We start from the raw sequence: 23,455 nt of genomic DNA, 5'->3' as shown, positions 1-23,455 counted from the left end.
CAAGGAAGCCAACACAATGAGCACTAGCGCAGCACAGCAAAAGAGCAAAGAGAACGGCGAGTACAGCATTCTCGACAGCATCATCGCCGAGACCCGCCTGACGCCGGACGACGAAGCCTACGACATCGCCAAGCGCGGTGTGTCGGCCTTCATCGAAGAGCTGCTCAAGCCGCAGAACAACGGTGAGCCGGTCAAGAAGGCCATGGTTGACCGCATGATCGCCGAGATCGATGCCAAGCTCAGCCGTCAGATGGACGAAATCCTGCACCACCCTGACTTCCAGTCCCTGGAGTCGTCGTGGCGTGGCCTGCAGTTGCTGGTCGATCGCACCAACTTCCGCGAAAACATCAAGATCGAAATCCTCAACGTCTCCAAAGAAGACCTGCTGGACGATTTCGACGATTCGCCGGAAGTGATGCAATCGGGTCTGTACAAGCACATCTACACCGCTGAATACGGTCAGTTCGGTGGTCAGCCTGTGGGCGCGATCATCGCCAACTACTTCATGTCCCCAAGCTCGCCGGACGTGAAACTGATGCAGTACGTGTCCAGCGTTGCCTGCATGTCGCACGCGCCGTTCATTGCTGCGGCCGGCCCGAAATTCTTTGGCCTGGAAAGCTTCACCGGTCTGCCGGACCTGAAGGATCTGAAAGATCACTTCGAAGGCCCGCAATTCGCCAAATGGCAGAGCTTCCGCCAGTCGGAAGACTCCCGTTACGTTGGCCTGACCGTGCCGCGTTTCCTGCTGCGTAACCCGTACGACCCGGAAGAAAACCCGGTCAAATCGTTCGTGTACAAAGAAACCGTCGCCAACAGCCACGAGCACTACCTGTGGGGCAACACCGCCTACGCGTTCGGCACCAAGCTGACCGACAGCTTCGCCAAATTCCGCTGGTGCCCGAACATCATCGGCCCGCAAAGCGGTGGCGCGGTTGAAGACCTGCCGTTGCACCACTTCGAAAGCATGGGCGAAATCGAAACCAAGATTCCTACGGAAGTTCTGGTTAGCGACCGTCGTGAATACGAACTGGCCGAGGAAGGCTTCATCTCCCTGACCATGCGCAAAGGCTCCGACAACGCGGCGTTCTTCTCCGCGAGCTCGGTGCAGAAGCCGAAGTTCTTCGGCATCAGCGCAGAAGGCAAGGCCGCAGAGCTGAACTACAAGCTCGGCACCCAACTGCCGTACATGATGATCGTCAACCGCCTGGCTCACTACTTGAAAGTGCTGCAGCGCGAGCAACTCGGTTCGTGGAAAGAACGTACCGACCTCGAGCTGGAACTGAACAAGTGGATCCGCCAGTACGTGGCCGACCAGGAAAACCCGAGCGCCGAAGTCCGTGGCCGTCGTCCACTGCGCGCTGCCCAGATCATCGTCAGCGATGTCGAAGGCGAGCCTGGCTGGTACCGCGTCAGCCTGAACGTGCGCCCGCACTTCAAGTACATGGGGGCCGATTTCACCCTGTCGCTGGTTGGCAAGCTGGACAAAGAGTAAGCGGAGCCTAACTCATGACTGGATACGGCAGCCTTTTCGAACGCCTGGGTGGCGACGCGGACAAACGCGTCGGCTGGAGCCGCGAGGTCTCCGCCATGGCGTCCGTGGCTGCCCATCTGGCCAAGATGCTCAGCACCCGTGCGGGCAGCGTGCAAACGCTGTCCGATTACGGGCTACCCGATCTCAATGACATGCGTCTGAGCCTGCACGACTCCCTGAGTCAGGCCCGTCTGGCCATCGAAAATTTTATCGAAGCCTACGAGCCACGCTTGAGCAATGTGCGTGTCATCTCCCTGCCGCGTGATCACGATCAGCTTCGCCTGTCCTTCAGCATCGAAGGCCTGCTGGAAGTTGATGGTTTCAAGCGTCAGGTCAGTTTCGCCGCGCGCCTGGATGGCAGCGGTCAAGTCAAGGTCAACTAAGGAGATTCGTATGTCCGGCAAACCAGCAGCACGCGTATCCGACCCCACCGCTTGCCCGCTCCCCGGCCACGGCACCAACCCGATCGCCGCCGGTTCCGGCGACGTCTTCTTCGACGGCCTCGCGGCCGCCCGCCAAGGCGATGCCTCGGCGTGTGGTGGTGCGATGTCGGGCGGGTTGGCGACGACTGTTTTGATTAACGGCAAACCGGCTGCGACGGTGGATTCCGTTGGGACTCATGGCAACAAGGTTACGGCCGGGTCCGGGACGGTGATTATCGGGAATTCGCATTCTCCGGTGCCGTTTGTTCCGCCGATTCCACTAATGCTTTTTTCTCATTGCCAGCATGTTGTGATGAAGGACCAAGACGGTAATCCATTACAGGGGATTCCGTATCACATCAAGAATGCCAAGGGAGAAGTTGTTTCGGGGCAAACAGATGCGATGGGAAGAACGCAAATGATTGGAGGTAAGGAAGGCGAGAGCTTTGATTTTCATCCGGCTATCGACGGGGTTTTACTATGACCGCGGAAGTCCTCTCAAGTTTGTATATCTCCGCGGTGGCTTTAACTCCGAAAGCTGACCCGGTTGGAAAAGAAGTAGTTTTAAAGGTCTTTTGGCCAACTACGACCTTGTGGTCAGAAGCTGAAATTGCAGCCTATCAGAATGAAGCTCCGATGATTGCGGAAAGGCTGATCAATGAGAAGTATTGGAATAAAGACGGTGAGGTAAGTGATTACAGGTTTACCTGTGAAGATTTTGCGATACGCGTTTTGGTTGAATTTTCCAGTAAGCGGGGGCTGCCGGTAAAACTTAAAACCGGAGTCAGAACTTATAAGAACATGGAAAACTATAGCCCGGCGGTGCATGACCGATATGCCTCGAATATGTATGGTTTCGCAGAAATGGTTATGTATACCTACGGTGCCCGTGAGATGCAAAACACGGTAGAAAACACCACGGCAGTAGCAAGTGTCGACGCTCTGAAGCCTGGCGACATCCTAGCTCAAGCGCTTGACCGGCCTATGATGACGACTGCCCACCATATTCAAATGGCAGTGTCCGTAACCGGTGACCGCATAGATATATGCCAGGGAAATACTGATGCAGCTATTGTGTGGCCGTTTACTTGGGCGGTGAGATTAAAAGGAGAGAATATGGCCGACCCCCAAAGTGGTGGATACGTAGGCCTTCCTATTGAAAAAGGTTACTTCGCCAAAGATGTATCTGGCTGGACTTACTACAATCCAGGCAGAGGAGTCGTCAGAGCAGATTTTCTCAAGGCGTTTGAGTTTTATCGCTGGAATTTTGTCGGCTTTAATAAGGAATGAGCATGGAAGGCTACTTTGCTGGGATGGTAGATAACAATTATTTTGGTTTGTTAGCTATTTTCTGTTTTGTAGTTGGCGTTGTCGGGCTGGTTCCAAGTGTTAGGGCTAGAAAATACTACAAAGTTTTGAATTTTTTATGTGTTATGGCGATCCCGGTGATGTACCTGCTGGGTTTGTATTACTTGACGCACCCCAGGGTCTAATGATTGGTCTAAGGATGGGCGGTATGAATATCTACGTCCGCGTTGCCATGTGCCTGGTGTTCCATGCCGCTGGATGCCTCGCCTACGTGTTCCTGAACGACGCAGTTGTCGTCGCCTATAAAGCGTTCAACGGCGGATTCACCACCCGTGGCGTGGGGATTGGTATTGCTCATTACATGTTCATTTATATTTTTTTCGGGGTGAACCTGGTGGTCGCGCTGCTCCCGAACCTGTGGGCCAAGCTGGGCGTCCTTGCGGTAATGATCAGTTGGATTCTATTCACCATGGTGCCGGACAACCCGCTGCGTGCGCTCTTCTACACCGTGGCCCAGGGCGGCGTGACATTGTTGGCGATTCTGGTAACGCAGGTCATTGAGTTGCGTTGGGAAAGACGCGCTCTGATTCGGCAAGTGATGCCCGTGAACCCTATGCAAGGGAAGGTTGCATGATCAGCCTGGGCCGACGCCTCTTCCTGACGGCGGCGCTCTGGGTGCCGATCGTCGCGTTCGAGGTTCTGATGTATCTCGAGTCAACCGTGTGGTACCCGAGGGTATTCGACTGGAAGCAATTTCTGACGATCCACGTCCTCGGGTTCGGGGCCTTGGCCTATATCGCTTTTGCCGCGTGGGCAACCCGAGGGCTGAGCAGGGCAACCGAACAGCAGATCGTGAAGAAAATCTGGTGTGCGCCACTGATGTTCATCCCTTTTTACGCGGTGCCGTGGATGATCGGCGGGCTGGGGCTTTTGCTTTTTGGGCAACTTGGCGGGCTTGTAATGATGGTGGTATGGGTAGTGTTTTTGCCCTATCTGCTGATCTCCGGCTACGTCATTTCCGGTCTGACGGTCGCGCTCTACAGGACGTTTTTTTCATGAGATCCACCACCAGGAAGGTAACCCGTGTCCTTTAACCACTACTACCAAAGCGAACTCACCGCACTTCGCCAGTTAGGTCGTCGATTCGCCGAGCGTAGCCCGGCGTTGGCGCCTTTCCTGGGTCAGGCCGGGCGGGATCCGGACGTGGAGCGGTTGCTGGAAGGTTTTGCGTTCCTGACCGGGCGCCTGCGCCAGAAGCTCGATGACGAACTGCCCGAGCTCAGCCACTCGCTGATGCACCTGCTGTGGCCCAACTACATGCGGCCGCTGCCGGCGTTCAGCATTTTGCAGTTCGATCCGTTGAAGCGTTCGGGGCCTGCGTTGATGGTCGAGCGCGATACGCCGATTGAGAGTGTGCCGATCGATGACGTGCGTTGCCGCTTCCGCACTTGCTACCCAACCGAAGTCTTGCCGCTGGATCTGGCCGCGCTGAATTACTCGGTGAAGGGCGACGGTTCGCTGTTGAGCCTGCGTCTGGAGATGAGCGCTGACGGCCACCTCGGTGAGCTGGAGCTGAGCCGCCTGCGTCTGCACTTCGCCGGTGAGCGTTACATCAGTCAGATGCTGTACCTCAGCCTGCTGCGCAACCTGGAAGGCATCGAGCTGATTCCGCTGGACGGCGCCGGCAAGCCCATCAATGGCGTCAACGGCCTGCCGATGGCGTTCAAGATGCCTGGCGACCGTGTGCAGCCGGTGGGTTTTGCCGAAGAAGAAGCGTTGATCCCGTATCCGCTGAACACCTTCCGTGGCTATCGCTACTTGCAGGAATACTTCGCCTTCCAGGACAAGTTCCTGTTCGTCGACGTCAACGGCCTGGACATGCTCAAAGCGTTGCCGGAAGACACGCTGAAGCAAATGCGCGGTCTCGAATTGCGCTTCGACATTCGCAAGAGCGGCATCATGCGGATGCGTCCGACGTTGGATAACGTGAAGCTCTACTGCACGCCAATCGTGAACCTGTTCAAGCACGACGCACTGCCGATCCGCCTAGACGGCAAGCAAGACGAGTACCTGCTGTTGCCGGCGGAATTCGATCTGGAAAACTGCGGCGTGTTCTCGGTGGAAACCGTCACCGGCTGGAAGCCCGGCGGCCTCGGTTATCAGGAGTACGTGCCGTTTGAATCCTTCGAGCACGACCCGAGTTTCGACGTGCCCACCAGCCGTCCGCATTACAGCATCCGCCAGCGTTCGTCGCTGTTGCACGACGGCCTCGACACGTACCTGAGCTTCGGCATCCGCCACACCGAAGCCCACGAAACCCTGTCGATCGAGCTGATGTGCACCAACCAGAACCTGCCGCGCAAACTCAAGCTTGGCGACATCAGCCAGGCCTGTGAAGAGACGCCGGAGTTCCTGAGTTTCCGCAACATCACCCCGGCCACATCCAGTTTCGCGCCGCCGCTGAACCGCGACTTCCTCTGGAAGCTGATCAGCAACATGTCGCTCAACTATCTGTCGCTGGCCGACGTCAATGCGTTGAAGGTGATTCTGGAAACCTACGACCTGCCGCGCTACTACGACCAACACGCTGAAAAAGTCAGCAAACGCCTGCTGGGCGGGCTCAAGTCGATCAAGCACCAACACGTCGACCGGTTGCACCGAGGGTTGCCGGTACGCGGGTTGCGCACCGAGCTGACCATCGACCCGGAAGGGTATATCGGCGAGGGCGACCTGTTCGTTTTCGCCTCGGTTCTTAACGAGTTTTTCGCGCTTTACGCCAGTCTCAATTCATTCCACGAGCTGCGGGTAAAAAGCACACAGGGAGAGGTGTACCAATGGACACCACGTATGGGCCTTCAGCCGCTGCTTTAAGCGGACTGACCCGAGGAATACGCGAGTACTCGCTGTTTCAGGCCGTGCTGCTGGTGGTTGACCGGCTGCGCGAGGCCCACCCGCACCTGAGCCAGGATGACTTGTACGACCAGCTGGAATTCCAGGCCAACCCGAGCCTGGGTTTCCCTGGCAGTGACGTCGATCGCGTGGAGTTTTTCCACGAGCACGGGCAGATGCGCGCGCGCCTGCGTTTCAACCTGATCGGCCTGGTCGGTTCCGGCTCGCCGCTGCCGGCGTTCTACGGTGAGCAGGCCCTGGGCGACAGCGAGGACGGCAACCCGACTCGTAACTTCCTCGACCTGTTCCACCATCGCCTGCAACGGCTGATGCTGCCGATCTGGCGCAAGTACCGTTACCGCGCCAGTTTCGAGAGCGGCGCCCTCGACCCGTTCTCGGCGCAGTTGTTCGCCTTGATCGGCCTCGGCGGCGAAGAGATTCGCAAGGCTCAGGAACTGAACTGGAAACGTCTGCTGCCGTACCTCGGTTTGCTCAGCTTGCGGGCGCACTCGGCGGCGCTGATCGAAGCGGTGCTGCGTTACTACTTCAAGCACGCCGAACTGACCATCGAGCAGTGCATCGAGCGCCGCGTGGAAATTCTCGAAGAGCAGCGCAATCGTTTGGGCCGCGCCAACAGCCTGCTTGGCGAAGACCTGGTGCTGGGCGAACACGTGCGCGACCGCAGCGGCAAATTTCGCATCCACATCCGCGAGCTCGACTGGCAACGCTTCCACGAATTCCTGCCAATCGGTTTCGGCTACCAGCCGCTGTGCGCGCTGGTGCGGTTCACCCTGCGTGACCCGCTCGATTACGACATTCGCCTGGTGTTGCGCCAGGAAGAAATCCGCGAACTGCGCATCGGTGAGCAAAACGCCTGTCGCCTGGGATGGACCAGTTGGCTGGGCCGCGAAAAAGCGGACGGCGTGGTGACCCTGGGCAGCAAAATTCATTAAGGACAGATGACCAATGATCAACGTAGACCTGCAACAACTTATCCAGGCGCTGGACGCCGAAACCCGTCGTGATCTGGAAAGTTCTGCCGAGCGCTGCGTCGCCCGTGGCGGCAGCAAAATCCTCGTCGAAGACTTGCTGCTCGGCCTGCTGGAGCGCCCGCAAGGCTTGCTCGCACGCGCGCTGCAAGACGCCGAAGTGGATGCCGGCGAGCTGAGCGCCGCGTTGCAATCGCGGGTTGAGCATAGCGCCTCGCGCAACCCGGTGTTCGCCCCGGAACTGGTGCAGTGGCTGCAAGACGCGTTGCTGGTGGCCAACCTTGAACTGGGCCAGAGCCAGGTCGAGCAAGCCGCGTTGATCCTCGCACTGCTGCGTAACCCGATGCGCTACGCGGGCAGCCGTTATCAGTCGTTGCTGTCCAAGCTGAACATCGAGCGCCTGAAAGAATTCGCCCTGTCGCAGAAAGAGCAACCCGCCACCGGCAAACCGGCAGTACCGGGTGAATCGCTGCTGGAGCGCTTCACCCACAACCTGACCCAACAGGCCCGCGACGGCAAACTCGACCCGGTGCTGTGCCGCGATGGTGCGATCCGGCAGATGGTCGACATTCTCGCCCGTCGCCGCAAGAACAACCCGATTGTGGTCGGTGAAGCCGGCGTCGGTAAGACTGCGATCGTTGAAGGTCTGGCCTCGCGCATCGCCGCCGGTGAGGTGCCGCAAGTCTTGAAAGGCGTCGAGCTGCTGTCTCTGGACATGGGCCTGTTGCAGGCGGGCGCCAGCGTCAAAGGTGAATTCGAACGCCGCCTCAAAGGCGTGATCGACGAAGTCAAAGCCTCGCCGAAACCGATCATCCTGTTCATCGACGAAGCGCACACGCTGATCGGCGCGGGCGGCAATGCCGGCGGTTCCGACGCGGCCAACCTGCTCAAGCCAGCCCTGGCCCGTGGCGAGTTGCGCACCATCGCCGCCACCACCTGGGCGGAGTACAAGAAATACTTCGAAAAAGACCCGGCGCTGGCCCGTCGCTTCCAGCCGGTGCAACTGCACGAACCGACCGTCAGCGAAGCGGTGACCATCCTCCGTGGCCTGGCTCAGGTCTACGAGAAGAGCCACGGCATCTACCTGCGCGATGACGCAGTGGTCGCTGCGGCCGAGTTGTCCGCTCGCTACCTAGCGGGTCGTCAGCTGCCGGACAAAGCCGTCGACGTGCTCGACACCGCGTGCGCCCGTGTACGCATCAGCCTCGCCGCCGCCCCGGAAAGCCTTGAGCGCCTGCGTGGCGAGCTGGCTGAAGGTGGCCGTCAGCGTCAAGCGCTGCGCCGTGATGCCGAAGCCGGTTTGCTGATCGATCACGAAGCGCTGGACGCTTTGGAAGAGCGTTTGGCCGAAGCCGAAGAGGAAATGGTCGCGCTGGAAAACCTGTGGACCGAGCAGAAAGAACTGGCTGAACGCCTGCTGGATCTGCGTCAGCAACTGGCCAAGGCCCGCGAAGCCGCAGCCGTAGAGCCGACCATCACGGTTGAAGAAGACGCCGAAGGCACCGTGATCGAAACGCTGCCGGTGGACGAAGCGCAAAGCGTTGAATCCCTCGAAACCGCTCTCAACGAAACTCACAAAGCGCTGACCGAACTTCAGGTCAAAGAACGTCTGGTGAGCTTCGAAGTGTGCCCGCGTCTGGTCGCCGAAGTGATCAGCGCCTGGACCGGCGTGCCATTGGCGCAACTGGCCCGTGAACACAATGCCAAGGTCGCCAGTTTCGCCACCGACCTGCGCACGCGCATCCGGGGCCAGGAACAAGCCGTTCACGCCCTGGACCGCTCGATGCGCGCCACCGCTGCCGGCCTCAACAAACCGGATGCTCCAGTGGGCGTGTTCCTGCTGGTCGGCCCGAGCGGCGTCGGTAAAACCGAAACCGCGCTGGCCCTGGCTGACTTGCTCTACGGCGGTGATCGTTTCATCACCACCATCAACATGTCCGAGTTCCAGGAGAAGCACACCGTGTCGCGCCTGATCGGTGCGCCGCCGGGCTACGTGGGCTACGGCGAGGGCGGCATGCTCACCGAAGCCGTGCGCCAGAAGCCGTACTCGGTGGTGTTGCTCGATGAAGTCGAGAAAGCCGACCCGGATGTGCTGAACCTGTTCTACCAAATCTTCGACAAAGGCGTGGCCAACGACGGCGAAGGGCGCGAGATCGACTTCCGCAACACGCTGATCCTGATGACCTCGAACCTGGGCAGCGACCGCATCAGCGAACTCTGCGAAAACGGCGCACGGCCATCGGCCGAAGTGCTCGAAGAAACCATTCGCCCGGTCCTGAGCAAGCACTTCAAACCGGCACTGCTGGCGCGGATGCGCGTCGTGCCGTACTACCCGGTCGGTGGCCCGGTGCTGCGCGAGCTGATCGAAATCAAACTCGGTCGTCTGGGCGAGCGCCTGAACCGTCGTCAGCTGGATTTCACCTACTCGCAAGACCTTGTCGATCACCTGGCCGAACGTTGCACCCAAAGCGACAGCGGCGCGCGTTTGATCGACCACTTGCTCGACCTGCACGTGCTGCCGCTGGTGGCCGACCGCTTGCTCGACGCGATGGCCACCGGTGAAAGCCTCAAGCGTGTCCACGCGACGCTCGACGGCGGCGCCAGTGTGACTTGCGAGTTCGCCTGAGGTGGGTGTGATGTTCACTCAAGTGCCGCAACCGCTGGTCTATGCCGAAGCCTTGCTGGCGCAGTTCGCCAGCCTGTCGCGCGCGGCGGACGGTGCTGCGCTGCTGGGTGACTTCGTGCGCGGGTTGGCCGAGCTCAGTGGTTGCGAATTGACGCAGCTGTACCTGCTGGATGCGACTCACACCTGCCTGGGGATGAATGCCGAGTGCCTCAACGGCATTCTGCAACCGCGGGAAGCGGCGAGCCTGCCGGCGGACTACAACGGTGAACAACTGCTGCAATTCGCCCTGTGCCAAAACCGCGTGGTGAGCCTCAGCGAGTTGAGCGGCAGCCTGCACGAAACCAGTTTCCTGCCGCCGCAGGCCACGCCTTGGCAGTCGCTGCTGTGTGTGCCGTTGGTCAATCAGCAGAAGGCTGTTGAAGGCTTGTTGCTGTGTGCCAGTCGCCGGCACATCGACCTGCAAGGCTTCGCCGATTCCCTCGGGCAGCTGGGTTCGTTCGTGCTCGGCCAACTGCATTTGCTCCAGCGTTTGCGTCAGCCGAGCGGTGACGTCCGACCGATGAAAGTCAGTGTCCCAAGTGCCAGTGGTTACGGTTTGATCGGCAAGAGCAAGGCCATGCGCCAGACCTACTCGCTGATCAGCAAAGTCTTGCACAGCCCGTACACCGTCTTGCTGCGCGGTGAAACCGGCACCGGCAAGGAAGTGGTCGCACGCGCCATCCACGACTGCGGCCCGCGCCGTTCCCAGGCGTTCATCGTGCAGAACTGTGCGGCGTTCCCCGAGAACCTGCTGGAAAGCGAGCTGTTCGGCTATCGCAAAGGCGCGTTCACCGGTGCTGATCGCGACCGCGCCGGGCTGTTCGACGCGGCCAATGGCGGCACCTTGTTGCTGGATGAAATCGGCGACATGCCGTTATCCCTGCAAGCCAAGTTGCTGCGCGTGCTGCAGGAAGGCGAGATTCGTCCGCTGGGGTCCAACGACACCCACAAGATCGACGTGCGCATCATCGCCGCGACACACCGGGATTTGTCGGTGCTGGTCAGCGAAGGCAAATTCCGCGAGGACTTGTACTACCGCCTCGCGCAATTCCCGATCGAGTTGCCGGCCCTGCGTCAGCGCGAAGGCGACATCCTCGACCTGGCCCGGCACTTCGCCGACAAGGCGTGCTCGTTCCTGCAACGGGACGCGGTGCGTTGGTCCGATGCGGCGCTCGATCACCTGTCCGGTTATGCCTTCCCCGGCAACGTGCGCGAGCTCAAAGGCCTGGTCGAGCGTGCCGTTTTGCTGTGCGAGGGCGGCGAGTTGCTGGCCGAGCACTTCTCCCTGCGCATGGAAGCCATGCCGGAAGACAACAGCCTGAACCTGCGCGAACGCCTGGAGCAGGTCGAACGCAGCCTGCTGCTCGATTGCCTGCGCAAAAACGACGGCAACCAGACCCTCGCCGCCCGCGAACTCGGCCTGCCACGGCGCACGCTGCTGTACCGCCTCGGGCGTTTGAATATCAACCTGGGTGATTTCGATGGTTAACCCAATGTTGAGCCACGCACGACCTGTGGCGAGGGAGCTTGCTCCCGCTCGGCTGCGCAGCAGTCGTAATCCAGCCAACAAGGTCCGCCTGAGTAAACCGGACAGCCGGTTTTGGGGCTGCTTCGCAGCCCAGCGGGAGCAAGCTCCCTCGCCACAGGGGGTTGCGTCAAGACCCCAGGCTAGAGCGCTCTACTTCACCCCAATCAATTTCGATAGCGCCGCCCAACCGGGTCGGCGCTTTGTGCTTTGTCTACCCATGGAGACCCTCTGATGCCTGTTCGTCACTGGCAAGCCGTCCTGCTGACCCTCGTCGTTCTATGCGGCCTCGGCGGCTGCAGCGGCAATTACAAATTCAACGACAACACCTATCGCCCATTGGGTGATCCGCAGGCGGTCAATCGCGGCAAGTGACCGCAAGGAGTATCACCATGGAACTGGTTTTCGAAATGCTGAACACCAAGCAGTTCGTGCCCACGGATTTGTGCCAGAAGACCTTCAAACAGGCCGGTGGCGTGATTGGCCGGGGCGAGGATTGCGACTGGATCATTCCCGACCGCAAGCGTCATCTGTCCAACCACCACGCGGTGATCAGCTACCGCGAAGGCACGTTTTTCCTGACCGATACCAGCAGTAACGGTATCCAGGACAGCGAAAGCGGCGCGCGCCTGCGCAAGGGCGAAGCCATGCGCATCGAGCACGGCAGCGTGTACGTGCTGGGTGATTTCGAGATCCGTGCACGGCTGGTGCGCGACCCGGCGACCTTCGACGTGGAAGTCGGCCGTCCGCAAGCGGCGGGCAGCATCATTCCGGATGATGCGTTTCTCGACCTCGATCCGTTGAACGCCCTCGATCAGCAAGAGCGCGTGTACTCGGAAATCGAAGAGTTGATCAGCCCGAGCACCACCATCGAGGACACCCGTCAGCGCGCCGACTACGCGCGCATCGACATGGAAAGCCTGATGGTCCCGGAGCTGATCAACGCCCCGGCAGAACCCGAGCCAGCCCCGGCACCGAAAGCCGTCGAGCGTCAGAGCGAAGGTTTCTGGGATCACTTCGGCGCAGCACTGGGCGTGGACCTCAAAGGCCTCGACCACGACGCCCGCGAAGCCCTGGCACTGAACGCGGCACGCCTGCTCAAGCAGAGCGTTGGCGGTTTGCAGCAGAGCCTGCGCACCCGCAGCGAACTGAAAAATGAATTGCGCCTGGCCCAGACCACTGTGCAAGGCACCCACAAAAACCCGCTGAAATTCGCCGTCGATGCCGGTGAAGCGCTGGGCATTTTGTTGCAGCCGAACAAGCCGGGCCAATTGCCGGCCGAGCAAGCGATCTCTCGTTCGTTCCGTGATTTGCAGGCGCATCAGGTGGCCTTGCTGACCGCCAGCCGCGCCGCCGTTCGCGGCACGCTGGATCACTTCTCGCCAGAGCAATTGACCCTGCGTTTCGAGCGCGACAACAAGCCGATTATGGCCACGTCCGGCAGCCGCTGGAGAGCGTACGGCCGTTATCACCAGGCCCTGCGCCAGGACGATGACTGGAGCGAACGCCTGCTGGCCCGCGACTTTGCCCAGGCCTACGAAGAACAGATCCGCCTGATTTCCACCCTTCACACCGACCACCAAGGATGATGCGCATGTCTCGCTGCTCGACCGCTTTTTTCAAGACGCTGACGGCGTTCGCGGCCCTGGTGCTGCTGGCCGGCTGCTCGTCGCTGTCGCCGTATTCCCACGTCACCAAACTCAACCTGAAGCTCACCGCCAGCGATCAGCTGAACCCGGACCTCAACGGGCGTCCGTCGCCGATCGTCGTGCGTCTGTTCGAGCTCAAGCACCCGGTGACCTTCGAGAACGCTGACTTCTTCAGCCTGTACGAGCGCGCCAAGGAATCGCTGGCCCCGGACCTGGTGGCCAGCGAAGAACTCGAGTTGCGCCCGGGTGAAACCATCGAACTCAAGCTCAGCGTGGAGGAGGGCAGCCGTTACGTCGGCATCCTCGCCGCCTACCGTGACCTGCCGGAAACCAAATGGCGCTACACGGTGCAAGTCACCCCGGTGGAAGTCACCGACGCAGACCTGACCCTCGATCAGGCCGGCATTCGCAACAGCAACGAAACGCTCGCCAAGGCGGATGACTGAACATGAATTCCCATAAAGTCATTTGGCAAGAAGGCATGCTGCTGCGTCCGCAGCACTTCCAGCACAACGACCGCTATTACGACCACCAGATGAAGACCCGCACTCAGTTGCTGGGCAGCTACACCTGGGGCTTCCTGAACCTGGACATCGACTTGCAGTTCCTCAACATGGGCAAACTGGTGATCAGCCAGGCCTCGGGGATTCTGCCGGACGGCAGCCTGTTCGAACTCGGTGGCAACACCGAGCCGCTGGCCCTCGACGTGCCGCCGAACACTGGCAACACGCCGATTTACCTGGCGCTGCCGCTGGTTACCGGCAACCACATCGAGGCCCGTCGCCCGGAGCAATCCGATGTGCTGGCACGTTTCACCGCGTACGAAGCGGAAGTGGCCGACTCCAACGCCGGCGACGACTCTGCCAGCCAGGTCAGCTGCGGCCGCCCGGACTTCAAACTGTTGCTCGGCGAGCAGCAGAGCGACCAGGCCTACGTGAAGCTGAAAATCTGCGACGTGCTCGACACCACGCCCGACGGCGTGATCAGCCTCGATCCGGACTTCGTGCCGACCTACATTCAAGCGCATTCGTCCAGCTACTTGCTGTCGTGCCTGAAAGAAGTGATCAGCATGCTCGGCCACCGTGGCGACACCATCGCCGACCGTATCCGTTCCAACGGCAAGGTCGGCGGCGCGGAAGTCGGCGACTTCATGATGCTGCAACTGATCAACCGCACCGAACTGCTGCTGCGTCACTACCTCGGCCTGGAGCAGGTTCACCCGGAAGAGTTGTACCGCACGCTGCTGACCATGCTCGGCGATCTGGCGACCTTCTCCAGCGACAGCAAACGCCCGCGTCTGGACAGCCGTTACCAGCACAGCGACCAGGGCGCGAGCTTCCGCAAATTGATGGAAGCGATTCGTCAGGTCCTGTCGATGGTGCTCGAACAACACGCCATCGAACTGGTCCTGCAAGCGCGTCAGTACGGGATCATCGTCTCGCCGTTGCACGACCACAAACTGCTGGGCTCGGCGTCGTTCGTGCTCGCGGCCAGCGCCAACTGCGACTCCGAAGAATTGCGCCACCGCTTGCCGGCGCACCTCAAGGTCGGCCCGGTGGAGCGCATCCGCCAACTGGTCAACCTGCATCTGCCGGGCATCAAGGTCAAACCGTTGCCGGTGGCCCCACGGCAGATCGCGTTCCACTCCAACAAAACCTATTTCATTCTCGAACTCAGTTCCGAAGACCTGGCACAACTCGAGCGCTCCGGCGGTTTCGCGTTCCACGTGTCCGGCGAATTCGCCGAGCTTGAACTGAAATTCTGGGCCATCAGGAACTGACCGACATGATCAAGGACATGGAACATAACCAGGACGATAAAACCGTCCTGCTCGACCGCCAGGGCCACGGCCCGGCGCAGAGTCCGCTGACAGATTTCGCCGCACCCCCGCGTTTTGAGCAGCTCGAAGAACGGATGATCTACGCCGCGCGTCTGCGCCCGGCGGAATCCTTCAACATCAGCCTCAATTCGCTGGTGGCCGCCGCGTCTGACCTGTTGTCGGAAGTGGTGCGGCTCAAGCACAGCGACACCCGCGAAGACATGTATGCGCTCAACGAGCGACTGACCGCCGGGCTGAAACTGTTTGAAGTGCGGGCGCTGCACAACGGCGCCGAAAGCAGCCAGGTGATGGCCGCGCGTTACGTGCTCTGCACCGTGGTCGACGAAGCCGTCGTGACCACGCCGTGGGGCAACGAAAGCGAGTGGTCGCAAATGAGCCTGCTCAGCAGCTTCCACAACGAAACTTTCGGTGGCGAGAAGTTCTTCCAGCTGCTGGATCGCCTGTCGAAAAACCCGGTCAAGCACCTGCCGATGCTGGAGCTGATGTACCTGTGCCTGTCCCTCGGTTTTGAAGGCAAGTACCGCGTACAAGCGCGCGGCATGCTCGAACTCGAAGGCATCCGCGACGCCTTGTATCGCCAGATTCGTCAGTTGCGCGGCGACGTGCCTCGCGAATTGTCGCCGCACTGGGAAGGCTTGAACGATCAGCGCCGCAGCCTGGTGCGCATCGTGCCGGCGTGGATGGTGGTGCTGTTCACCGTGGTCTGCCTGGTGGTGATGTATTCGGGTTTCGCCTGGGTCTTGGGCGAGCAACGCGAAACCGTTCTGCAACCTTTTCAGCAGCTAGATCCGGCCGCGGTCCAGCCGCAGTCGCAGCCGTAAACAGGGACGTGTGATGAAAAAGTTTTTCAAGAAAGTCGGCGCATTCTTGCGCAAGACCTGGGTCTGGACCTTGCTGGTGGTGCTGTTTGTCGCGCTGCTGGTGTGGTTCGTCGGGCCGCTGCTGGCGGTGGATGACTACAAGTTCTGGGAAGGTTCGACCTCCCGCCTGCTGACCATCAGTGTGCTGTTCCTGATCTGGGGCCTGACCATGGTCTTCGTCAGCTGGCGCGCGGGCGTGCGTAAAAAAGCCGTCGAAGACACCGAAGACGGCCAGGACCGCATCCGCCGTGACGAGCTGATCGACGAAGAGCAGAAAGAACTTCGCGTACGTTTCAAGGATGCGTTGAAAACCCTGAAGACCTCGAGCCTGTATCGCGGTCGCAGCGAACGCTGGCGCAGCGACTTGCCGTGGTACTTGCTGATCGGCCCTCAGGGCAGCGGCAAAACCAGCCTGCTGGACTTCTCGGGCCTTGAGTTTCCGATCAACAAGATCGACCGCAAGCTGACCCGCGACACCCTCGGCACCCGCCATTGCGACTGGTATTTCGCCGACCACGGCGTACTGATCGACACCGCCGGGCGTTACCTGACCCAGCCGGATGCCGAAGTCGATGGCAGCGCCTGGAGCACCTTGCTCGACCTGCTGCGCAAGCGTCGCCGCAACCGTCCGTTGAATGGCGTGCTGGTGACCATCCCGGTCGAGTTGCTGCTGGGCAACAATGAGCAAGACCTCGACACCCTGGCTCGCCAGGTGCGTGCACGCCTGCAAGACGTTCATCAGAAACTGCACGTCGATGTGCCGATTTATCTGGTGCTGAGCAAGGCTGACCAGTTGCTCGGTTTCGACGAGTTCTTCGATCAACTGACCCGCGAAGAAAGCGATCAGGTGCTCGGCACCAGCTTCCGCAAAGAGCAGAGCGGCACCGACGTCGCCGTGCTGCGCGCCGAGTTCGAAGAGCTGCTGCGTCGCCTGAACAGCCAAGTGATCATGCGCATGCACCAGGAGCGCGACACCCAGCGCCGTGGTCGCATCCTCGACTTCCCGCATCAACTGGGGCAGATCGGCGAGCGCCTGTGCCTGTTCGTCGACATGGCGTTCACCGGCAACCGCTACCAGCGTGTCAGCCAGTTGCGCGGTTTCTACCTGACCAGCGCACCGCATTTGACTCAAGAGATGGACCAGACCACCGCCGGTATCGGCGCCAGTCTGGGCATGAGTGCCGGCATGCTGCCGACCTTGCGCAGTGGCCGCTCGCGGTTCATTCACCATTTGCTCAGCCGGGTGATTTTCCCCGAGGCCGACCTGGCCGGCCTGGACAAGCGCGAACGCAGCCGCATCCATTGGGGCCAACGTGCGTTGTACGTGGGCGCACTGGCGGCACTCGCATTGTTTGGCATGCTGTGGGCCGGCGGTTTTTCCGCCAACTATGAGCGTCTGGAAAACCTGCGCAACCTGGCCACCAACTGGACCCAACAACGCTCGGCCCTGACCGCCCGCGATGATTCCATGGCGGTGCTCAAGACCCTCGACACCAGCTACGCGGCAACCCAGGTCTTCCCGAAGAAAGGTGACGTGTCGTACCACGAACGTGGCGGCCTGTACCAAGGTGAAGAGGTCAATCCGGTGGTCAAGGCTGCGTACGAGCGTGAGCTCGAAGCGCAACTGCTGCCGAAGGTCGCGACGCTGCTGGAAGGGCAGATCCGCGCCAACATGAAGGACCGCGAACGCCTGCTCAACAGCCTGCGTGCGTACCTGATGTTGAACATGAAAGATCGTCGCGATGCGGCGTGGCTCAAGGATTGGGTCGCCACTGACTGGTCCCAGCGTTACGCCGGCAACACCGCGGTGCAGAACGGTTTGAACACGCACTTCGAGCGTTTGCTCAAGCAGCCGTTTATCTATCCGCTGAACGATCAACTGGTGGCGCAGGCGCGTCAGGTGCTGCGCAGCGAGTCGCTGGCTAACGTGGTTTACCGGATGCTGCGCGAGCAGGCCCGCAACCTGCCGGAATACCGCTTGAGCCAACACATCGGCCCGCAGGCTTCGCTGTTTGTCGGCACCGAATACGTGATCCCGGGCTTCTACACCCAACAGGGTTATCAGCAATATTTCTCGGTCCAGGGCAGTGCGCTGGTCACCGACATCCTGCGTGATAACTGGGTGTTGGGCGAAGGCGCGGGCATCAGCGGCATGGACCTTCGTCGCTTGATGGTCGAACTGGAGCAACTGTACTTCCGCGACTACGCCAACTTCTGGAGCGAAGCGGTCGGTCAGGTTGCGTTGCCACCGATCAACGATGCGGGCGAGGGCGCCGAGCAACTGGCGGGCCTGACTTCCGCCAATTCCCCAGTACTGCAACTGCTGGTGGAAGTGCGCGAGAACACCCGTTTCCCGGCGGAAGCCGAACCGGTTGATCAAGCGGCTGATGCCGCTGCAGCGCTGGGCGAGCAGAAAGGCAAGTTGGGCAAGCTGGGCAAACTGGCGTCTGCCGCAGCGGATCAGGCCTCGGACATGGCCGCGATGAAAAACCTGCCGGACACCGCGAAGAAATCCCTGCAACGTCGCTTCGAACCGCTGCACCGTCTGCTGGATGACAACAACGGCCCGGCCGCTGATTTGACCCCGGCACTCGCGGCGCTCAACGACCTGCAACTGCAACTGGCGAGCCTGGCACGTGCCAGCTCCCCGGATCAGGCCGCGTTCGAAATGGCCAAGACTCGCATGAGCGGCCAGCGTGATGCGCTGAGCGCCCTGCGCAATGCTTCGAATCGCCTGCCGCGTCCGGTCAGCGTGTGGTTCAACGTTTTGGCCGAAGACACCTGGCGTCTGGTGCTGAACGATTCCTACCAGTACCTGAACCAGCGTTATCAGAGCGAGCTGTACAGCTTCTACGGCAAGGCGATCAACAAGCGTTACCCGTTCAGCGCCCACAGCACCAGCGACGTCGCGATCAGCGATTTCCGCGAGTTCTTCAAGGCGCAGGGCATCAACGATCGCTTCTTCGAGACCTACATGCGTCCGTTCGTCAGTGGCGACCCAGGCAACTACCGCCTGCGCAGCATTGACGGTCACAGCATGCCGATCTCCAAGGTCTACCTCGACCAGATGGCCGCCGCCCAAGTGATCCGCCAGAGCTTCTTCTCGATCAACCCGGCCGAGCCGCAAGTGCAGTTCAAACTGGAGCCGTACACCCTCGACCCGGCCGTCAGCCGTTCCGAGTTCAAGTTTGGCGACAAGACCATCGAATACCGCCACGGTCCGATCGTGCCGGTGTCGTTCAAATGGCCGACCGACGCTGAAGACGGTCGCACCAGCCTGGTCCTCGACAAAATGGCCGGCCGCCCGATTGGTATCGAGAAGAACACCGGCCCTTGGTCGCTGTTCCGTCTGTTCGACCTGATGCAGACCGAGTACCTGAGCGGTCGCGACGTGCTGGTGCTGAAAGCTGACGTGGGTGGCCTGCGCGCCAATTACCTGCTCAGCAGCCAGCGCCCGCCGAACCCGTTCGACATGGGCGTGCTGCGTACCTTCCGTATGCCGGTGCAGCTCTGATGCTGGTTGCCAGTCCCTGGCGCAGCGCTGCGCGTACCGATCCGGGCAAGGTTCGGGCGCGCAACGAAGATGCTTTTCTCGACTGTCCACAGCAGGGGCTGTGGGTGGTCGCGGATGGCATGGGCGGTCATCAGGGTGGCGACATCGCCAGCCAGTTGATCGTCGCCAGCCTGGCGGAATTGCCGGTGCAGGACGGCTTCGACGAACGACTCAAAGGCATTCGCCAGTGCCTGCACTGGCTCAATCGCCGCCTGGGTCAGGAGTTGACCGTCACCGCCGGGCGCCATGACAGCATCATGGGCAGCACCGTGGTGGCGCTGCTGGTGGAGGGCAATCGCGCGGCTTGCATCTGGGCCGGCGACAGCCGTTGCTACCTGTGGCGTGGCCAGCGGTTGTATCAGCTGTCCAAGGACCATTCGCTGCAACAGCAACTGATCGACGAGCAAAACATGAGCGTCGAAGACGCCCGTGCGCATCCGTCGGCCCATGCCCTGACCCGTGCGGTCGGGGCCGCCGAGGTGCTGACGCTGGACGTGCTCGAACTCGAGGTTTACCCCGGCGATACGTTTCTGTTGTGCAGCGACGGTTTGTACCAAGGGCTCAGCAGCGATGCCTTGGGCAATGCCCTGAGCCTGACCGCGCCGCACGTTGCGCTGGAGCGTCTGTTCGACGGCGCTCTGCGTGGGTCGGCCCGGGACAACCTGACTGCCGTGGTGATCCGACAATGACCCAACTCATGCCGCCGCTCGACGACCTGCTGGTGACCGACGAGGAAGCCAATAACCTGACTTACTTTGCGTTCGCCAAAGCTCACAAGGCAGAACCCGCGCTGGCGCCAACAAAAGCCAGCGTCGGCGAAATGCCCGACGTGCTCGCAGGCCGTTACCGCATCGAGCGCCTGCTCGGTGCCGGCGGCATGGGCGCGGTTTACCGCGCACGGGACTTGCTGAGCGAACAGTTCGGCGATCCCGACCCTTACATCGCGCTGAAAATCCTCAGCGAAGAATTTGCCGAATCGCCAGACGCCAGCGCCTTGCTCTACAGCGAGTTCGCCCTGACCCGACGATTGCGCCACAACAACGTGCTGCGACCGCACACCTTTGAAGTGGACACCGACTGCCAGCGCGCCTTCATTACCATGGAACTCATGCGTGGGCTGACCCTGGACAAATTACTCTGCGAGCGCCCCCTGGGCCTGCCGTGGAAAGAACTGCGCGACATCGCGCTGCCGCTGCTCGACGCGTTGGCCTACGCCCACGCTCGCGGCGTGCTGCACGGTGACATGAAGCCGAGCAACGTGATGCTCAGCGAAGAAGGCGTGCGCCTGTTCGACTTCGGTCTGGGCCAGGCCGAAGAGGGCATCTTGCCCGGCCTGCCACACCTGAGCCGCGACCGCTTCAACGCCTGGACCCCAGGCTACGCAGCCCCGGAACTGCTCGAAGGCCAACCGCTGTCGGCCAGTGCCGACGTGTACGGAGTGGCCTGCGTGCTCTACGAACTGGCGGGCGGCAAACACCCGTTCCGCCGCTTGTCGTCGATCGAGGCCCGCGACGCGCACCTCGACCGCGAGCTGCACGCTCCATGGAATCTACCGAAACACTGCTGGCCAGCCCTGCGAACGGCGCTGGCTTTCGATGCGGCCAAGCGCACCATCACCGCCGCCCAACTGCGTGACGCCTTGGGCGCCACTTCGTCTTTGCTGCAACGCCTGCGACTGCGGGCGTAACGGATGACTACCGAACAGGGAGCAAGCAATGTTCAACCCGTCTAACGAAACGCATTTCAGCCTGACCGTGGAAGACTACGTGGGCGACCTGCAAGTGCTGTCGTTCACCGGCACCGAAGGCATCAGCCAGGCGTATCGCTTCGACCTCGAACTGGTCAGCGAAAACCCCGATCTGGACCTGGAAAAACTCCTGCACAAACAGGCGTTCCTGGCGTTCGATCCACAGGGTTCCGGCATCCACGGCCAGATCTACCGCGTCGCCCAAGGCGATGCCGGCAAACGCCTGACCCGCTACAAAGTCTCCCTGGTGCCGCAACTGCAATACCTGCATCACCGCACCAACCAGCGCATCTACCAGCAGATGTCCGCGCCGAAAATCATCGCGCTGATCCTCGACGAGCACGGCATCAAGGGCAACGCGTACAGCTTCCAGCTCAGCCAGCCCTGCCCGGACCGCGACTACTGCGTGCAGTACGACGAAACCGACCTGCACTTCGTCCAGCGCCTGTGCGAAGAGGAAGGCATTCACTACCACTTCCAGCACAGCGAGAAAGGTCATCTGCTGGTGTTCGGCGACGACCAGACCGTGTTCCCGAAACTCGGCCAGCCAACGGCCTACGTGCAAGGCAGCGGCATGGTCGCCGACGAGCCCGTCATCAAAGGCTTCAAACTGCGCCTCGAAACCCGCACCGGCCGCGTCACCCGCCGCGACTACGACTTCGAAAAACCACGCCTGCAACTCGAAGCCGCCTACAAGCCCGACGGCGAAAGCACCGAACCGGATCTGGAAGACTACGACTACCCCGGCCGCTTCCTCGACCGCGCGCGCGGCAAATTCCTCAGCCAGCGCGCCCTCGAACGCCACCGCGCCGACTACCAGCAAGCCGAAGGCCACGGCGACCAGACCAGGCTGATCAGCGGCCACTTCCTGGAAATGTCCGACCACCCGCGCACCGAGTGGAACGACCTCTGGCTGCTCACCGAAATCGTCCACGAAGGCAAACAACCGCAAGTCCTCGAAGAGTCGGTGACCAGCGACACCACCGACAACAAAGACGACTTCCACCAGGGCTACCGCAACCGCTTCCTCGCCACCCCGTGGGCCGTGTTCTACCGCCCCGCGCTGCAACACCCCAAACCCCGCGTCCTCGGCAGCCAGACCGCCATGGTCACCGGCCCTAAAGGCGAAGAGATTCACTGCGACCAATACGGCCGCATCAAAGTGCAATTCCACTGGGACCGCGAAGGGTTGGCGGATGACAAAACCAGCTGCTGGATGCGCGTTTCTTCGAGTTGGGCTGGGGATCGGTATGGCGCGATTGTCATTCCGCGGATCGGGATGGAAGTGCTGGTGACGTTCCTTGAAGGGGATCCGGATCAGCCGTTGGTGACGGGGTGCCTGTATCACAAGGAAAACCAGGTTCCCTACGAACTGCCGGCCAACAAAACCCGCACCGTGTTCAAAACCCTCAGCTCCCCGGGGGGCGGTGGGTTTAATGAACTGCGCATTGAAGACAAGAAGGGTGCCGAGCAGATCTTTATTCATGCCCAGCGGGATTGGGATGAAAACATTGAGCATGATCAGAAAATTCGTGTCGGGAATGAACGGCATGACACGGTGGTTAAGAACACCTACACCGAACTCAAGGCTGAAGAGCATCGCACCACGATTGCCGACCGCAAGGTTGAAACGCGGCTGGATGATCACCTGACGATTGGGCAGAACCAGCATGTGAAGCTGGGGACTGCGCAGCTGACCAGCGTTGGGAAAGAGATTCATCTGAAGGCTGGGGCGAAGATTGTTATTGAGGCTGGCAGCGAACTCACCATCTTGGGGGGGGGGAGCTTTATCAAGCTGGATGCCGGTGGGGTGACGGTTGTTGGGCCGGTGGTGAAGATTAATGCGGGTGGATCGGCGGGGAGTGGGACTGGGATTGGGATTAAACCGCCAGTGCTGCCGGGGGCTGCGGATAAGGATAAGGCGGGGAGTTTGATGGATCAGGCGTTGGGGAATGCGGTGCCTGAGAAGGTTAAACCGAAGGCCTTTTTTGTGTTTTCTGAGTGATTAGTAATTCAACTAAAGGATCTGCTTATGAACTGTCAATTGCGCATCACTCTCGCACTTGTTATATCCGCGCTAGGGCTTTTTTCAAGCAGTGCGATTGCAGGCGGAGCTGATGTAAGTTCATGCCCATCGAAGGACTTTTCAGCTTTTTTAGCTGCTTACTTGGAGAGCTCTTCGGTGCAGCGGGAGTTTACTCATACCCCCTTGAAAAAGTTAATAACGGTAGACGCCGAGCCTGAGCCAGAGCAAAAAATAGTTTTTTTGGAAAAAGAAAATCTGAAGTTCCCTATAGTTCCTGGGAAAGAGAAACGAACTGCTGACGGTCTCGAAGTCAAAGTTCTAGAGGCGTCCAACGGTATTGCAAAAATAAAAATTGAAAAGCCAGATACCGATTACCAGGTTTTCTATACATTTAAGTTGGAGTTGTGTTGGTTTTTGGATGAAGTTCAAGATTACTCGCTTTGATAGAAAT

The 23,455-nt window shown here is 60.4% G+C and carries 21 protein-coding genes; all 21 read left to right on the top strand.

Features of this window, described 5'->3' with window-relative positions; translation table 11 throughout:
- Positions 1-16: 16 nt before the first annotated feature.
- The 21 genes from tssC to ACYZT8_RS29260 all read left to right on the top strand — a co-directional run bounded on the left by tssC (position 17) and on the right by ACYZT8_RS29260 (position 23,448).
- Complete coding sequence (tssC, locus tag ACYZT8_RS29360; protein ID WP_109626782.1) at positions 17-1,492, top strand: type VI secretion system contractile sheath large subunit; 1,476 nt, start codon at positions 17-19, stop codon at positions 1,490-1,492.
- A 14-nt stretch (positions 1,493-1,506) separates the two neighbouring features.
- Positions 1,507-1,914: a type VI secretion system baseplate subunit TssE gene (gene tssE, locus ACYZT8_RS29355; protein WP_008150080.1), complete on the top strand. Its 408-nt coding sequence runs from the start codon at positions 1,507-1,509 to the stop codon at positions 1,912-1,914.
- 10 nt (positions 1,915-1,924) lie between these two features.
- On the top strand, positions 1,925-2,437 hold the full coding sequence (locus ACYZT8_RS29350) for a PAAR domain-containing protein (RefSeq protein ID WP_461977917.1): 513 nt from the start codon (positions 1,925-1,927) through the stop codon (positions 2,435-2,437).
- Positions 2,434-3,243, top strand: coding sequence for a hypothetical protein (locus ACYZT8_RS29345; RefSeq protein ID WP_461977915.1), 810 nt, complete (start codon positions 2,434-2,436; stop codon positions 3,241-3,243). Before ACYZT8_RS29350 ends, ACYZT8_RS29345 begins: the two co-directional genes overlap by 4 nt.
- Before the next feature lie 2 nt (positions 3,244-3,245).
- On the top strand, positions 3,246-3,446 hold the full coding sequence (locus ACYZT8_RS29340; protein ID WP_461977913.1) for a hypothetical protein: 201 nt from the start codon (positions 3,246-3,248) through the stop codon (positions 3,444-3,446).
- Between the two features lie 23 nt (positions 3,447-3,469).
- On the top strand, positions 3,470-3,895 hold the full coding sequence (locus ACYZT8_RS29335) for a hypothetical protein (protein WP_461977911.1): 426 nt from the start codon (positions 3,470-3,472) through the stop codon (positions 3,893-3,895).
- Positions 3,892-4,320 (top strand): hypothetical protein, encoded by a 429-nt coding sequence (locus tag ACYZT8_RS29330; protein ID WP_461977909.1) that lies wholly within the window; start codon positions 3,892-3,894, stop codon positions 4,318-4,320. The genes ACYZT8_RS29335 and ACYZT8_RS29330 overlap by 4 nt, the downstream gene beginning before the upstream one ends.
- A 24-nt stretch (positions 4,321-4,344) precedes the next feature.
- Positions 4,345-6,132: a type VI secretion system baseplate subunit TssF gene (gene tssF / locus ACYZT8_RS29325; protein ID WP_461977907.1), complete on the top strand. Its 1,788-nt coding sequence runs from the start codon at positions 4,345-4,347 to the stop codon at positions 6,130-6,132.
- Complete coding sequence (gene tssG / locus ACYZT8_RS29320; RefSeq protein ID WP_131062487.1) at positions 6,096-7,103, top strand: type VI secretion system baseplate subunit TssG; 1,008 nt, start codon at positions 6,096-6,098, stop codon at positions 7,101-7,103. The genes tssF and tssG overlap by 37 nt, the downstream gene beginning before the upstream one ends.
- 13 nt (positions 7,104-7,116) lie before the next feature.
- The gene (gene tssH / locus ACYZT8_RS29315; RefSeq protein ID WP_461977905.1) at positions 7,117-9,765 is read left to right on the top strand and encodes a type VI secretion system ATPase TssH; all 2,649 of its coding nucleotides are present in this window, start codon (positions 7,117-7,119) and stop codon (positions 9,763-9,765) included.
- Between the two features lie 10 nt (positions 9,766-9,775).
- Complete coding sequence (locus ACYZT8_RS29310; protein ID WP_461977903.1) at positions 9,776-11,293, top strand: sigma-54 interaction domain-containing protein; 1,518 nt, start codon at positions 9,776-9,778, stop codon at positions 11,291-11,293.
- Between the two features lie 270 nt (positions 11,294-11,563).
- Positions 11,564-11,704, top strand: a complete 141-nt coding sequence (locus ACYZT8_RS29305; RefSeq protein ID WP_092276060.1) for a type VI secretion protein — start codon at positions 11,564-11,566, stop codon at positions 11,702-11,704.
- A gap of 17 nt (positions 11,705-11,721) precedes the next feature.
- Positions 11,722-12,918: a type VI secretion system-associated FHA domain protein TagH gene (tagH, locus tag ACYZT8_RS29300; RefSeq protein ID WP_461977901.1), complete on the top strand. Its 1,197-nt coding sequence runs from the start codon at positions 11,722-11,724 to the stop codon at positions 12,916-12,918.
- Between the two features lie 5 nt (positions 12,919-12,923).
- Positions 12,924-13,424, top strand: coding sequence for a type VI secretion system lipoprotein TssJ (gene tssJ, locus ACYZT8_RS29295; protein WP_461956334.1), 501 nt, complete (start codon positions 12,924-12,926; stop codon positions 13,422-13,424).
- Between the two features lie 2 nt (positions 13,425-13,426).
- Positions 13,427-14,758: a type VI secretion system baseplate subunit TssK gene (gene tssK / locus ACYZT8_RS29290; protein ID WP_461956333.1), complete on the top strand. Its 1,332-nt coding sequence runs from the start codon at positions 13,427-13,429 to the stop codon at positions 14,756-14,758.
- A gap of 5 nt (positions 14,759-14,763) precedes the next feature.
- Positions 14,764-15,639 carry a type IVB secretion system protein IcmH/DotU gene (gene icmH / locus ACYZT8_RS29285; RefSeq protein ID WP_461977899.1) on the top strand — a complete coding sequence of 292 codons (876 nt, stop codon included), beginning with the start codon at positions 14,764-14,766 and terminating at the stop codon, positions 15,637-15,639.
- Between the two features lie 13 nt (positions 15,640-15,652).
- Entirely contained in the window at positions 15,653-19,192 is a 3,540-nt protein-coding gene (tssM, locus tag ACYZT8_RS29280) for a type VI secretion system membrane subunit TssM (protein ID WP_461977897.1), read from the top strand.
- On the top strand, positions 19,192-19,920 hold the full coding sequence (locus ACYZT8_RS29275; protein ID WP_461977895.1) for a PP2C family protein-serine/threonine phosphatase: 729 nt from the start codon (positions 19,192-19,194) through the stop codon (positions 19,918-19,920). The genes tssM and ACYZT8_RS29275 overlap by 1 nt, the downstream gene beginning before the upstream one ends.
- Positions 19,917-20,918: a serine/threonine-protein kinase gene (locus ACYZT8_RS29270; RefSeq protein ID WP_461977893.1), complete on the top strand. Its 1,002-nt coding sequence runs from the start codon at positions 19,917-19,919 to the stop codon at positions 20,916-20,918. Before ACYZT8_RS29275 ends, ACYZT8_RS29270 begins: the two co-directional genes overlap by 4 nt.
- A 28-nt stretch (positions 20,919-20,946) precedes the next feature.
- Positions 20,947-22,983, top strand: coding sequence for a type VI secretion system Vgr family protein (locus tag ACYZT8_RS29265; RefSeq protein WP_461977891.1), 2,037 nt, complete (start codon positions 20,947-20,949; stop codon positions 22,981-22,983).
- A gap of 27 nt (positions 22,984-23,010) precedes the next feature.
- Positions 23,011-23,448 carry a hypothetical protein gene (locus tag ACYZT8_RS29260; protein WP_461977889.1) on the top strand — a complete coding sequence of 146 codons (438 nt, stop codon included), beginning with the start codon at positions 23,011-23,013 and terminating at the stop codon, positions 23,446-23,448.
- Positions 23,449-23,455 lie beyond the last annotated feature (7 nt).

Source organism: Pseudomonas sp. LB3P93 (genome assembly GCF_054898025.1).
The sequence above is the reverse complement of the archived record's forward strand: the minus strand, read 5'-3'. Positions and strand labels throughout refer to the sequence as shown.

Coding starts and splice junctions, on each gene's coding strand:
- ACYZT8_RS29340 (WP_461977913.1), top strand. CDS start 3,246: ATGGAAGGCTACTTTGCTGGGATGGTAGATAACAATTATTTTGGTTTG.
- ACYZT8_RS29305 (WP_092276060.1), top strand. CDS start 11,564: ATGCCTGTTCGTCACTGGCAAGCCGTCCTGCTGACCCTCGTCGTTCTA.
- ACYZT8_RS29260 (WP_461977889.1), top strand. CDS start 23,011: ATGAACTGTCAATTGCGCATCACTCTCGCACTTGTTATATCCGCGCTA.
- tssG (WP_131062487.1), top strand. CDS start 6,096: ATGGACACCACGTATGGGCCTTCAGCCGCTGCTTTAAGCGGACTGACC.
- ACYZT8_RS29275 (WP_461977895.1), top strand. CDS start 19,192: ATGCTGGTTGCCAGTCCCTGGCGCAGCGCTGCGCGTACCGATCCGGGC.
- tssH (WP_461977905.1), top strand. CDS start 7,117: ATGATCAACGTAGACCTGCAACAACTTATCCAGGCGCTGGACGCCGAA.
- tagH (WP_461977901.1), top strand. CDS start 11,722: ATGGAACTGGTTTTCGAAATGCTGAACACCAAGCAGTTCGTGCCCACG.
- ACYZT8_RS29335 (WP_461977911.1), top strand. CDS start 3,470: ATGAATATCTACGTCCGCGTTGCCATGTGCCTGGTGTTCCATGCCGCT.
- ACYZT8_RS29345 (WP_461977915.1), top strand. CDS start 2,434: ATGACCGCGGAAGTCCTCTCAAGTTTGTATATCTCCGCGGTGGCTTTA.
- ACYZT8_RS29265 (WP_461977891.1), top strand. CDS start 20,947: ATGTTCAACCCGTCTAACGAAACGCATTTCAGCCTGACCGTGGAAGAC.
- tssE (WP_008150080.1), top strand. CDS start 1,507: ATGACTGGATACGGCAGCCTTTTCGAACGCCTGGGTGGCGACGCGGAC.
- tssK (WP_461956333.1), top strand. CDS start 13,427: ATGAATTCCCATAAAGTCATTTGGCAAGAAGGCATGCTGCTGCGTCCG.
- tssC (WP_109626782.1), top strand. CDS start 17: ATGAGCACTAGCGCAGCACAGCAAAAGAGCAAAGAGAACGGCGAGTAC.
- tssM (WP_461977897.1), top strand. CDS start 15,653: ATGAAAAAGTTTTTCAAGAAAGTCGGCGCATTCTTGCGCAAGACCTGG.
- ACYZT8_RS29310 (WP_461977903.1), top strand. CDS start 9,776: ATGTTCACTCAAGTGCCGCAACCGCTGGTCTATGCCGAAGCCTTGCTG.
- ACYZT8_RS29270 (WP_461977893.1), top strand. CDS start 19,917: ATGACCCAACTCATGCCGCCGCTCGACGACCTGCTGGTGACCGACGAG.
- ACYZT8_RS29350 (WP_461977917.1), top strand. CDS start 1,925: ATGTCCGGCAAACCAGCAGCACGCGTATCCGACCCCACCGCTTGCCCG.
- icmH (WP_461977899.1), top strand. CDS start 14,764: ATGATCAAGGACATGGAACATAACCAGGACGATAAAACCGTCCTGCTC.
- tssJ (WP_461956334.1), top strand. CDS start 12,924: ATGTCTCGCTGCTCGACCGCTTTTTTCAAGACGCTGACGGCGTTCGCG.
- ACYZT8_RS29330 (WP_461977909.1), top strand. CDS start 3,892: ATGATCAGCCTGGGCCGACGCCTCTTCCTGACGGCGGCGCTCTGGGTG.